Origin of the sequence: Paenalcaligenes sp. Me131, assembly GCF_050487225.1 — a bacterium.
In the GTDB taxonomy this organism is placed as follows: Bacteria; Pseudomonadota; Gammaproteobacteria; order Burkholderiales; family Burkholderiaceae_B; genus Paenalcaligenes.
The window spans coordinates 44,051-56,490 of sequence record NZ_JBKQGY010000004.1 but is presented as its reverse complement, the minus strand read 5'-3'; the positions used below and the strand labels follow the sequence as shown (position 1 = coordinate 56,490).

Here is a 12,440-nt window from a genome sequence, read left to right as displayed (position 1 = left end):
ATGGCACAACTGCCCTTATTCAATGATGCCACCGCTACCCCTACCAAGGCGGTAGCACCGCGCACCACAGACACTACACCTACACTTCCCGCCCTCAGCAAACCAGAGCGACTGCCCGCTGGCACCAGTTGGCATCTCTATACCGTGCAAGGGCAAGAGCTAGGTTATTTACTCAAACGCTCTAAACGCCAATCCATAGGCCTACGTGTCAATGAGCAAGGGCTCATTATCACGGCCCCCACGTGGGTTTCCTCTGCACAAATACACGATGCGCTGGAACAGAAATTTCCCTGGATAGTGCGTAAACTCGTGGACTGGGAAGAACGCCTACAGCAATTGGCATTAGGTCAAAGCCAATGGTGTCACGGTGGTAGCATTCCTTATTTGGGCGTGGCCATCACGTTACAGGTTAACCCCAGCGCTTTGAAAACTTCGTTTAGTGGGCAAGCCCATGCCCCCTGTGCGGGCGATACGCTTACCCTGCCCCTGAACCTCGACGCACACAGCACACGAGTACAAGATTTCGCCCAGATTTGGCTGCAAGAGCAAGCTCGCCAGTACTTTATCGAAAGGCTGGACTACTACACCCGTAAATTAGGCATGCCCTATAGCGGTTTGCGTTTAGCCAGCCCGGCGAAACGCTGGGGCTCTTGCAGCAGCGACGGTATGATCATGCTGAATTGGCGACTCATGCATTTTCCTATTGCTGCGGTAGACTATGTGATAGCCCATGAGGTGGCTCATCTTAAAGAGATGAATCACAGCCCCGCTTTTTGGCGGGTGGTAGAAACACTCATGCCAGACTATGTGGCGGCCAGGAACCTGCTCAAAAAGCACCACCCTGACACGCTACCTTTACTTTAACTCTATGGAGTCATTCACTATGCGCTTGTTACATACCATGCTGCGTGTTGGCAATCTTGAAAAGTCCCTCGCCTTCTATACTGACGTACTGGGCATGAAATTGCTGCGTCAGAAAGATTACCCAGATGGCAAATTCACACTGGCTTTTGTAGGTTACCAAGACGAAAGCGAAGCAGCCGTACTGGAACTGACCCACAACTGGGATACCGACAGCTACGACTTAGGCAACGCCTACGGCCACATCGCCATTGAAGTAGACGATGCGTACGCCACCTGTGCCACCATTAAATCCAAAGGTGGGAACGTAGTACGTGAAGCAGGCCCAATGAAGCACGGCAACACCGTGATTGCCTTTGTGGAAGATCCAGATGGCTACAAAATCGAGCTGATTCAAAAATCTGGTCGTAACGACTAAGCTCTTACACAGGCCTTTACAGGCCTGTTTTTCCGTTTTCGCCTCGCACACTACAGATGCTTAACATACTCTGGTTCAGTTTTTTTCTGATCGCCGCCATTGCCTCTCTCTTTCAGTGGCTGTGGATGGGTGATGCTGATGTGTTCAACCGTATGGTGAACAGCCTGTTCCAGATGGCCGAGCTATCGGTCAGCATTATGCTGATACTGTTTGGCACCCTTACCTTATGGATGGGGTTTCTCAGTGTGGCTGAGCGAGCAGGCATCGTTGAAAAATTGGGCCAATGGCTAGCCCCTGTATTCAAGCGTTTGATGCCCGAAGTCCCTGCAGGACACCCTGCCTTAGGACTCATCACACTGAACTTTGCAGCCAATGGCCTAGGTTTAGATAACGCGGCAACGCCCATAGGCTTACGGGCGATGCAAGCCCTACAAAGCCTAAACCCCACGCCACAAACGGCGACCAACGCTCAAATACTTTTTCTGGTGCTCAATGCATCGTCGCTGACGTTGCTGCCGGTCACCATCTTCATGTACCGAGCACAACAAGGTGCGCCTGACCCTACTCTGGTATTTCTGCCCATTTTACTCGCCACCTCCGTCTCCTCATTAGCGGGCCTAATTAGCGTTGCCATCGTGCAGCGTCTGCGCTTAACAGACCCTGTAGTGCTGTTAACGATCTTGGGATTATTAGCAGGTATGTCAGTGTTTATGGCCTTCCTGGCCACATTAAGTACCGCCGCCATCAGCAGCTTGTCGTCGCTACTGGGTAATCTCAGCCTCTTTGTAATTATCTTATTGTTCTTAGGCGTAGGCGCGTGGAAGCGTGTTCCTGTCTACGACAGCTTTGTAGAGGGGGCCAAGGGCGGTTTTGCCGTAGCACGTGACCTGCTCCCTTACTTGGTCGCCATGCTGTGCGCCATAGGCGTGCTACGCAGCTCCGGCGCCTTAGATATGCTCTTGGATGCCATACGCTGGGGCGTCACTAGCCTAGGCATGGATAGCCGTTTCGTAGAGGCTCTGCCTACCGCTTTAGTAAAACCCTTCTCGGGCAGTGCCGCCCGTGCCTTGATGATAGAAACCATGAATCACCACGGCGTAGACAGCTTTGCCGCTTTGCTCTCGGCCACCATTCAAGGCAGCACAGAAACCACCTTCTATGTGCTAGCGGTGTATTTTGGTTCAGTGGGGGTAATTCGCAGTCGCCACGCTGTTGGTTGCGCACTGTTTGCAGACGTAGCCGGCGTGATTGCAGCCATTAGCGTCTGCTACTGGTTTTTTGGCTAGGCCTTTCAGCCTAGCCTAGTTCACACTAGCGGGTGATACCGCGCTCAGTCAGCGCATCTGCCACAGCAATAAATTGCTGTACGCTCACTTCACCGGGGCGTGCCGTAGGCGCTATACCTACCGCTTCCCAAGGAATGCTATCTGCCCATTTAGCCCAGCTACCACGCAGCATTTTCCTGCGCTGCGCAAAGCCAGTGGCCACCAGTTGCTCGAACAATGAGGTATCTTTTGCTTGGGGTCTATCCTCAGGCAAAGGTCGCATACGCACAATGGAAGACACTACTTTAGGCGCTGGATCAAATGCCTCGGGCGACACATCAAACAGCTTCATCATGCGATAGCGTGATTGCAGCATCACCGACAGACGACTGTAATCGCTGCTACCAGGTTTTGCCACCATACGATCCACCACCTCACGCTGCAACATGAAATGCTGATCACGCACTAAATGCGCAAAAGACATCAGATGAAACAGCAGCGGACTAGAAATGTTATAGGGCAAGTTACCCACAATGCGTATGCCTTCGCCCCACTCGGAAAAATCCACCGTCAATACGTCGGCTTCTGTAATCGTCAGTTTCTTGGGACTAAAGCTATTGCGCAAGCGATGAGCCAGATCTCTATCTAGCTCAATCACATTCAAGTGGTCCAAGCGCTCCGATAATGGCCGCGTTAACGCAGCCAAACCGGGACCAATTTCTATCACTTTGTCGTCGTGACGTAAATCTATCGCCCGCACAATTTCATCGATTACGGAAAGGTCATGCAAAAAATTCTGTCCGAATCGCTTGCGGGCTTCATGTTTAGCCATGCTGTTTACTGCTCCGACGACAATGCCTTCTCTAGGCGATTATCTATATATACACTACCGCGCAACTGGCTTAGCCAGTCGTCCAATGCAGGCTCTACACGCTGTTCAAACAAATGCTGACGCGCCTGCATACGACGGTACTCATTTTCCATATTTTTGGTGCGTCTATCGTCCACACGGATTAAGTGCCAACCAAACTGAGAACGTACAGGCTCACTGATCTGCCCTGGCTGCAGGGAGTCCATCGCTTGCTCAAATGCTGGCACCGTTTCACCAGGCGTTAACCAGCCCAGATCACCGCCTTGTGGCGCTGTACTATCCTCAGAGTTACTACGCGCCAACACCTCGAAAGACTCGCCCTGATCAATACGCTGCTTCAGTTGCTCAATACGCTCTTTAGCTTGTTCGTCATCGCGTACTTGCGACAATTTGATCAGAATATGACGTGCTTTGGTTTGCGTAACCATCATAGGTCCCTGCTCAGCAGGCGCGCCAGATGCTTGGCCATGCCCCAAGGAAGGATCTACGTTATTGTCCTGACCACCGTGGTGGGTCACTTTCAGAATGTGATAACCCTGACCGCTACGCACCAAGTCACTGACTTGGCCAGAAGACAAGTTTTTGATGTTCTCAATGAACAGATCAGGCCAGCCTTCCAACGGACGAATACCCAATACACCACCCGTCAGGGCTTCTGCGCCGTCAGACGCTGCCGCTGCTACACCTGCGAAGTCCTCACCTGCTTTCACACGCGCCAACAGCGATTCCGCTTTAAGGCGCTGATTGCGCTCGGTATTGCTGTCTGCTCCTTCTGGAACACGCACCAAAATTTGTGCCAATTCAATATATATAGGGCCTGCCGCTGCAGAGGGCTGGCTCATACCGGCTGTACTACGTACCTGTACGCCTTGGCTCTTTAAGTAGGCATCTACCTCGGCATCGCTGATGTAAATACGCTCATCCACCATACGTTGACGCAACTGATCTAACAGCAAGTCATGACGTAAGGTTTTCAGGTAGTCATCCCAAGACATACCTGTTTTGGCGATTTCTTGGCGTAGCTTTTCAGGGGTGAGCTTATTACGCTCAGCCACCATTTTGACGGCGTTATCCAAGAACTCAGGCGTAATCACTATACCTAAGCGCTTACCCTCTTGCTCTTGAATAGTCTGATCAATCAGCCTATTTAACACCTGCAAACGCAGCGTATCTTGATCAGGCAAAGGAATATTCTGCGATTGCAATTGCCTTGCGATCACTACGGCTTCGTTATCCACTTGACGCAGCGTAATCACTTGGGAATCAACAATCGCAGCAATACCATCAACGAAGCGGGCAGAACGTTCTGCGGGTTGAGTGGCTGGCTGGGCTCCTGCTGTCACGGAGAACAGCGTAGACACCAGTGCCAGACTTCCTGACAACACAAATTTAGAACAGCGTAACCGCATCTTTATTCATACCTCTCGAAGGTGGTTGTTTCTGTGCTTGTTGGCGTAATGGGTTCATACCCAACAATACGCTCACGCAACATCTTCATTGGATCAGGGCCTACAGCGCCTAGCCCAGACAGTTCTAACTGCAGGAACACTGCCGAATTACTTTTCTCTGCAGAGACCGCATAACGTTGTACGACGACACGCGCCGCCCAACAACACTCACCCTTGTATTCCATACCAAAGATAGTTTGTGTACTGCGTTTTTCTTGCAATGAGTAATCCACACGTCCTAGTGCAAACACTTTATTAGCCAATGGCCATTGCGTGGTCAACGATACACGTTCTCGGCCATTATCGCTTGCAGTTGGATTTTCCCTGAAATAGTTAGGATTATCAAAGGCTCTAGGGTCACGCTCGTAACGATATGATGCAGACAAGGTCGCCAAACGCTGCGGCTGCCATCTAAAACCTGCACTTAATCGGTTGGTACGTCTAGATTGCGGATTGAACTGCGCGTCAGCACGCAAACTCAACGTATCCGTCAGAGCAGCCCCCGCACCAAATAAGTAATCTGAACGTCTACGCGTTTCGGGATACTCATTGTTTGCCGTATTTCTCAAAAAGACTTTTTGATCTTCAAAATACAAGCGCTGTGCAACTTGTAGCATTGCACGCTCTTCACCCGTGTCGGCATCCAACCAACGAGTAGTCAGCCCCAGGGTTAACTGGTTCGCATTGGCAATCCTGTCCCAACCACCGCTGTAGATGTTCTCACTAAAGGCTTGAGAAAAGTTAAACGATGCCACGCTAGTATCAAACACTGGCAGCATGCTTTGATCTCTGTATGGCACATATAGGTAATACACTCGAGGCTCAAGTGTCTGTATGGCAGCATTGCCAAACAAACTGGTATCACGCTCAAAATACAGCCCAGAGTCTACAGAAAATAGAGGCAACGCACGGCCTTTGCTGCGTGGATTATTGCGCATCGCGTTGTTCATCGGCAAAGCGCTCCACTCAGTGTCGTATTGACTCAAGTGCAATGACGCCTTGGGGGTGATATAGCCATACGGGCGCACCATGGGGTAACTGACGGACGTGAGTGACGACATTCTTGTCCCATTGGGCGCTACACGCTCTTTACGGTAGCGATCAAACTCTGACAACGTGCCCGAGTAGTAAGGCATTTCGAATCGAGTGACCGCATTCTCACTGACCACATCAAAACCGCCCCAGTTATAACGTGCGCCACGCAGCGTCAAGCTAGGCATCTGGTTATATTCTGGACGTCTGTAGCCTCTAGTATCATCCTGCAGTGTTTGATACTGCGTTACCGACAACGACGCATTGAAATACTTAGCGCCAGACCAACTAAATGCGGCTGAACTCGCCAAACTATCAATATTGGCATTACCCAAGTCAATAGAGGTCAGATCGCGGAAATAGTTATCGTCTGAGACGCGGTTATAACGTGCACTAAACCCAAAACCGTAGCCTAAACGCTGACGGTGTTGTGTGGACAACATCCAACGCGCTTCTCGGGTTTTATTGTCATGATTCAAGTACGAACCATTGATTTGGCCTTCATAGCTGCGGCCTAAGTATCTGAACTCACCATCCAGTTGCAAACCCCGCTTGGAGTAATTGCGCGGTGTCAGCGTAGCATCGTAATTCGGGGCAAGATTGAAGTAATAAGGGATGGCCAATTCCAAACCACTATTACTGGTATAGCCGTATATAGGGGTCAAGAAACCGGATTTTCGCTCCTCTCGCAGCGGAAATGAAAAATACGGCGAGTAAAAGATAGGCACATCTTTGAAATACAGCACGCTATTACGCGCCACACCACGGTTTTCATCAATATACAAATCGACAGTAGGCGCTTTGATGTACCAGGCAGGGTCAGGACATGGACAACCGCTATACAGCACATCATCTAACTTCATGTGATCGCTGTTGTAAATCGTACCGGCTTCCGCTGTACCCGAAGAACCACCTGCCAACCAGAAGTTCATGGCATCCAATGCCCCTTCTTCTGATTTCATGTTGTAGTCAATGCTAGGACTGCGCACAATACTGCCACCGCGCATCAACACACCATTACCGCGTACTTTTACATCGCCAGTGTTCCGGTCGTAACGGATCTGATCACCTTTACTAACCGAGTCAATGCGACGCACTTGCGCATCGCCTGTTAGCACTACCTCGCCATTTTCTTGGTTTTCTAACTTATCACCAATTAAGTAGGACGTCATGTCGTCATCAGCAACATGGCGAAGCTGCAGCGCAGGGGAGGCTTGCAAAGAGGGCTGTTTCGCCCCCGCTTTGACTGGCATTACGGCGCACGTCAGAGAGCCTAACAACAATAAATGAAAACGTCTGACCGCTCGCACCGGATCCGTATCCCCAGGAAAATAGAATTACACTACAGTAATGGCCGGCCACACTTTTGCTGACCATGACCCGTTATTATAGATAAGCTCGCCCGATACGGCAGCGCTATTCGCCTTTTTTCTTGCAAATCTTTGTTCTTAGCCCATGGATGCCACTTCAAACCTCACCAATGACACCCGTTATCAGCTCTTGTTAAGCTGGCTGCAATCATTGGACTGCATTAATGACCTGCGTCTTGATACGCTGCGCCCTGCCTCTGGCGATGCAAGTTTCAGACGTTATTTCCGTCTGGATAGCCAAGATGGCACCCTGATTGTGATGGATGCGCCTCCGGCTAAAGAAGATACCGCCGCGTTTGTGGATATTACCCACCGACTCGCCGCTCAAGACCTTAATGTGCCGCGCATCTTAGCCAGCGACGTAGCACAAGGTTTTTTACTACTAAGCGATCTGGGCCAAGACAACTTTTGGCATGCCTTACAAAAAGGCATAGATAACCAAACCATCCAAACCTTGTACCGTGGCGCGATCCAAAGCTTGGTACAGCTACAACAGGCTGACAGCACAGGCTTACCGCACTATAACGAAGCGCGCATGCTGGAAGAGTTGCAAGTATTTGAAGAATGGTTCATTAATCAACACTGCAACACCACTCTGACCGAACAAGAAAGCAAAGCGCTGCAAACCTGCTTTGCCGCCTTGGTGGAAGATAACGTGAATGTGGCGCAGGTGTTTGTGCACCGCGACTACCACACGCCTAATCTGATGATGCCCATAGACGACACGCTGCGCCCTGGCATCATCGATTATCAAGATGCGGTACTTGGCCCTATCACCTACGACGTAGCCTCGTTAGTCATGGATGCCAGACACACATGGGATGAAGAGCAACAGCTGGATTGGGCAATTCGTTACTGGCAAGCCGCCATACATGCCAACCTGCCGGTAAGCCGTGATTTTGCTGAATTCCACCAAGCGTACGAGTGGATGAGTGTGCAGCGTAACCTGCGCATTCTAGGGGTGTTTTGCCGCCTGTCTATTCGCGACGGTAAAGATTGGTATTTAGCGCACCTGCCTAGACTACAAGCCTACATACGCCAAGTATGCAGCCGCTACGAAGAGCTCTTCCCTATACGCAAAGTGTTGGACCGCATTGAAGGCCGTCAAACCGTATTGGGGGTCACCCTGTAATGAAAGCCATGATTTTGGCAGCGGGCCGCGGCGAACGCATGCGGCCTCTTACTGACCACTGCCCCAAACCTCTATTACGAGCAGGCGATCACTCCCTGATCGAATGGCATATCTTGCGCCTGCAACGCGCGGGCATTACCGACATAGTGATTAATCACGCATGGTTAGGTGACAAAATCGAGGCGCAATTACAAGATGGCAGCCAGTTCGGTGTGCGTATCCACTACAGCCCAGAAAACCCTGCCTTAGAAACCGCAGGCGGCATTCGGCAGGCATTGCCCTTGCTGGGCGATGCCCCTTTTCTGATTATTAATGGCGATGTGTTCACCGACTGGGATGCTCAGCATGCATTTGCTGCGGCTGATCGCTTGCAGCATAGCGAACTATTGGGGCATCTATGGATGGTAGAAAACCCAGAGCACCATACTAAAGGCGATTTTTACCTGCAAAGTCCACGTAAATTGCTCTCGGAACATCCCCTTACAATTTCGGATAAAACGCTTACGTACAGCGGCATTGCTTGTTACAAGCCAGCCTTGTTTTCTTCGCTTCCTGCGGGCCAGCCCGCTCCACTAGGGCCTTTGCTACGACAAGCCATGTCTCAACAACAGTTGAGCGCAGAGCTACTCGCAGGCTCATGGACCGATGTAGGCACCCCTGAGCGTCTAGAAAAAATTTCCCGCCAGCTTGGCTCACTGGAATAGGCACGGTATTATCAGTATTCAGATTAAAGCCTGATGCGTCAGGCACCCACTCACCCGCAGATACCCTTAGTCCATGCTCGGTTCCAAACGCCCCGTATTCAGACCTACCGCTTACGATTACTCCCGCAGAAAACGCCGCATTCCTCGTTGGTTGGTTCTTATGCTAACCGGCGTGATTATCGGTGCGGGTGGCCTATTGTTCATTCAAACCAGCTACGGTCCTACTCGTCTAACAGTAGAACAATCCGAACAGCTGCATTTTGATTTAAATAGCGCCAATGCAGAAAATCAGCGCTTGCAATCGCAGTTGAGTCAAACCACACGCGAGCTGGAAGAAACGCAGACCAGTTTGAAATCACAGCAGAGCTCTCTGGACAATCATGACCAGATCGTCGATGGCCTGAAGAAAGACATTGAACTGTTTGCAGATGCCATGCCTGCCGACCCTCGTGGCACATCTCCCGGCATTCGCTCTGCATCGTTTAGCACCAGCGATGGCAAACTGAACTACAACATCTTGCTCATGCAAGACAAAGAGCAAGCCGACCACACCTTTACGGGTGAAATGCATTTCAACATTCAAGGTCGCTACCCTAACGGTCGTACTGGCTACATTGATTTGGAACCCGTAGAAGTATCTGTAGGCCGTTACGCCCACCTTATTGGTGACGTAACCCTGCCTGATGGCGTAAGCCCTCGCCAAATCACTATTCAGATTTTTGAGCCTGGCAACAAACGCGCCAAGGCTATGCGTATCATCAACATTCGCTGATCGCACTACTCTCGCACATCACAAACAAGGGCCTTTTATAGGCCCTTGTTTGTGAGTACAGAAAACACACTATGCGTTACAAACATCCATACAGCGCAAGCTACATTGAGCTTATGCCACGTGCTGTAAGAAGTCTTGCAAGCGCTTACTAGGTGGATTACTTAAGAGCTCTTCAGGGTCGCCATCATGGGCGATTTTCCCCTGATCAATAAAGATCAAACGGCTACCCACTTTACGCGCGAACTCCATTTCGTGCGTCACCACAATCATGGTCATCCCTTCTTCAGCCAAATCCTGCATGACTTTCAGCACTTCAAACCGCAACTCAGGATCCAGCGCCGAGGTAGGCTCATCAAACAGCATCAGCTTGGGACGTATTGCCAATGCTCTGGCAATGGCCACACGCTGCTGCTGACCACCCGATAGCTCACTAGGATAGTGATTCATACGCTCAGCCAGCCCCACCTTAGCCAACAGCTCTTCTGCTTGTTTCTTGGCTTCTGCTTTATCTGTACCACGCGTGTGCACAGGGCCAAACATCACGTTCTCTAAAGCCGTCAACTGGGGGAACAAGTTGAACTGCTGAAACACCATACCTGCTTCTCGACGCAGTGCGCGTACCTGTGCAGGACGGTCCAAAACGCTTAACCCATCCACCACGATATCGCCCTCATCAATACCTTCCAATGCATTGATACAGCGTAACAGCGTGGATTTCCCTGACCCTGACGGGCCCACAATCACCACCACTTCACCTGGCACTACCTCTAGATCCACACCGTTTAATACCGTGTTATCACCAAAGCGTTTGATTACCTGCTTGAACTCTACGATTTTCATCTTCTGCTCTCCTGCTTCATCACACTACACGCAAGCGACGTTCAACCGTACGCAAGATCAACGCAATAATCCCTGTCAGAATCAGGTAGATAATGGCTACCGCTCCCCAAATTTCCACAGACCTGAAGTTTCCTGCGATGATTTCCTGACCTTGGCGCGTAAGCTCAGCCACACCAATCACAATAAACAACGAGGAATCTTTCAGACTGATAATGCACTGATTCCCCATGGCCGGAATCATTCGACGCCATGCCACTGGCGCAATAATGTAAATCAGGATTTTATGAAATGGCAGACCCATTGCCTCACCCGCCTCTTGCAGCCCCTTAGGCACTGACTGCAAAGCGCCACGCACAATTTCAGCAATATACGCACCGGAGTTCACCATCAAGGTGAAAATCGCTGCTGACTCACCATCAATGCGCATACCGGCCAATAGCGGCAAAGCAAAGTAAATAAACATTACCTGCACCACGATAGGCGTACCACGAATCAGCAGCACATATGCTTTGGCAATCATCGCCAGTACTTGTATAGGTAACGTAGACAGCTTTATAGGCCCTTTTACATAGGTAGTAATCACCCCTGTCACAAAACCCAGTACCGAGCCACCTACCAGCCCCAGCACCGTAATATAAAGTGTCATCTTGGTGCCTTCCCATAAGCTGGGCAAAGCGTTCCAAATTACAGACCATTCAAATGTCACCGTTACACCTACTTAGTGTGTCGTTACCGTCAGCACAGACCGTAACGTGATAAACAAAGAGCGGCCCTGAACTAGCTGGCCGCTCTGGAGTTGCAATACGCTCACCTAAGACTTACTCAGGCTGTTTGCCAAACCATTTTTCGTAAATGACATCGTAGGTGCCATTAGCTTTGATTGCTGCCAAAGCTTCATTCACGACTGGTACTAGTTCGCTACCTTTAGGGAAAGCAATACCGTAGAAGTCACCGCTTTTCACCGCGCCAGTCACTTTGACATGGCCTTTGCCGCCGGTTTGCGCGTAGTACTGAACGTTAGGCGTATCGTGCACCACAGCATCTACACGGCCAGTCGCCAGCTCTAAGAAAGCGTTATCAATGTTCGGGAACAGTTTCAGTTTAGCGCCTGGCACTTCGCGGTTCAGATAGTCCACCGTCGCTGTACCAATTTTCACGGCCACTTGCTTGCCATCTAGGTCTGCTGCGCTTTGAATACCATCGGTATCTTCACGCACCAAGATAGCTAAACCGCTCTCATAGTACGGGTCTGAGAAATCGATTACCTGCTTACGATCGTCTCTAATAGTGATACCAGCCAGTGCCACATCAACGTTACGTGTTTGCAGACCTGGAATAATGCCGTTGAAATCCATAGGCTGCAGTTTGTATTCCAAACCCGCTTGTTTAGCTACAGCATCCCATAGATCAATATCGAACCCCGTATATTTGCCATCCTGCTTGAACTCAAAGGGCACAAACGCTGTGTCTGTCGCCATGATCAACTCTTTGCCTTGTGCTTGCGCACCCAATGGCAATGCCATCAGTGCTGCCACAGCCAGCCATGCTTTGATAGTGTGCTTCATGATTGCTTGACTCCTACTAGGGGATATAAGTATCTGGCATGCATAACGCCAAACTTCACTACAGCGTAGCGCAATTGGATAAATCGCTGCTACAAAGAGTATAACTATAGTAATAAAAGGCCCATCTTTTGTATGGAGAATAACCCGCATCCTTGATAGATA

The 12,440-nt window shown here is 50.3% G+C and carries 12 protein-coding genes; 6 read left to right on the top strand and 6 right to left on the bottom strand.

Translation table 11 applies throughout. The annotated features are described in order from the left end of the window. From ACLPHM_RS15265 to ACLPHM_RS15255, 3 genes are read left to right on the top strand one after another with little or no spacing between them, the layout of a single operon-like run. Positions 1-864, top strand: coding sequence for a M48 family metallopeptidase (locus ACLPHM_RS15265; RefSeq protein ID WP_430222069.1), 864 nt, complete (start codon positions 1-3; stop codon positions 862-864). Between the two features lie 19 nt (positions 865-883). Continuing rightward, positions 884-1,279, top strand: coding sequence for a lactoylglutathione lyase (gene gloA, locus ACLPHM_RS15260; RefSeq protein WP_430222068.1), 396 nt, complete (start codon positions 884-886; stop codon positions 1,277-1,279). A gap of 56 nt (positions 1,280-1,335) precedes the next feature. After that, positions 1,336-2,565, top strand: coding sequence for a nucleoside recognition domain-containing protein (locus tag ACLPHM_RS15255; protein WP_430222067.1), 1,230 nt, complete (start codon positions 1,336-1,338; stop codon positions 2,563-2,565). Between the two features lie 25 nt (positions 2,566-2,590). Here the strand turns inward: ACLPHM_RS15255 and rsmA are convergent, their stop codons facing one another. From rsmA to ACLPHM_RS15240, 3 genes are read right to left on the bottom strand one after another with little or no spacing between them, the layout of a single operon-like run. Next, the gene (gene rsmA, locus ACLPHM_RS15250) at positions 2,591-3,376 is read right to left on the bottom strand and encodes a 16S rRNA (adenine(1518)-N(6)/adenine(1519)-N(6))-dimethyltransferase RsmA (RefSeq protein ID WP_430222066.1); all 786 of its coding nucleotides are present in this window, start codon (positions 3,374-3,376) and stop codon (positions 2,591-2,593) included. Between the two features lie 5 nt (positions 3,377-3,381). After that, the gene (locus ACLPHM_RS15245; protein WP_430222065.1) at positions 3,382-4,824 is read right to left on the bottom strand and encodes a peptidylprolyl isomerase; all 1,443 of its coding nucleotides are present in this window, start codon (positions 4,822-4,824) and stop codon (positions 3,382-3,384) included. Between the two features lie 2 nt (positions 4,825-4,826). Further along, positions 4,827-7,148, bottom strand: coding sequence for an LPS-assembly protein LptD (locus ACLPHM_RS15240; RefSeq protein WP_430222064.1), 2,322 nt, complete (start codon positions 7,146-7,148; stop codon positions 4,827-4,829). 202 nt (positions 7,149-7,350) lie between these two features. On the opposite strand from ACLPHM_RS15240, the gene ACLPHM_RS15235 reads away from it, so the two are divergent. The 3 genes from ACLPHM_RS15235 (at position 7,351) to ACLPHM_RS15225 (ending at position 9,873) form a co-directional block, all read left to right on the top strand. After that, positions 7,351-8,397 (top strand): aminoglycoside phosphotransferase family protein, encoded by a 1,047-nt coding sequence (locus ACLPHM_RS15235; protein ID WP_430222063.1) that lies wholly within the window; start codon positions 7,351-7,353, stop codon positions 8,395-8,397. Next, the gene (gene murU, locus ACLPHM_RS15230; protein ID WP_430222062.1) at positions 8,397-9,101 is read left to right on the top strand and encodes an N-acetylmuramate alpha-1-phosphate uridylyltransferase MurU; all 705 of its coding nucleotides are present in this window, start codon (positions 8,397-8,399) and stop codon (positions 9,099-9,101) included. Before ACLPHM_RS15235 ends, murU begins: the two co-directional genes overlap by 1 nt. A gap of 73 nt (positions 9,102-9,174) precedes the next feature. After that, entirely contained in the window at positions 9,175-9,873 is a 699-nt protein-coding gene (locus tag ACLPHM_RS15225; RefSeq protein WP_430222061.1) for a DUF6776 family protein, read from the top strand. A 111-nt stretch (positions 9,874-9,984) separates the two neighbouring features. On the opposite strand, the gene glnQ is transcribed toward ACLPHM_RS15225, so the two are convergent. From glnQ to glnH, 3 genes are all read right to left on the bottom strand, one after another. Beyond that, positions 9,985-10,713 (bottom strand): glutamine ABC transporter ATP-binding protein GlnQ, encoded by a 729-nt coding sequence (gene glnQ, locus ACLPHM_RS15220; protein WP_430222060.1) that lies wholly within the window; start codon positions 10,711-10,713, stop codon positions 9,985-9,987. A gap of 19 nt (positions 10,714-10,732) precedes the next feature. Then, on the bottom strand, positions 10,733-11,419 hold the full coding sequence (gene glnP / locus ACLPHM_RS15215) for a glutamine ABC transporter permease GlnP (RefSeq protein ID WP_430222059.1): 687 nt from the start codon (positions 11,417-11,419) through the stop codon (positions 10,733-10,735). 112 nt (positions 11,420-11,531) lie between these two features. Continuing rightward, positions 11,532-12,278, bottom strand: coding sequence for a glutamine ABC transporter substrate-binding protein GlnH (glnH, locus tag ACLPHM_RS15210; protein ID WP_430222058.1), 747 nt, complete (start codon positions 12,276-12,278; stop codon positions 11,532-11,534). Positions 12,279-12,440 lie beyond the last annotated feature (162 nt).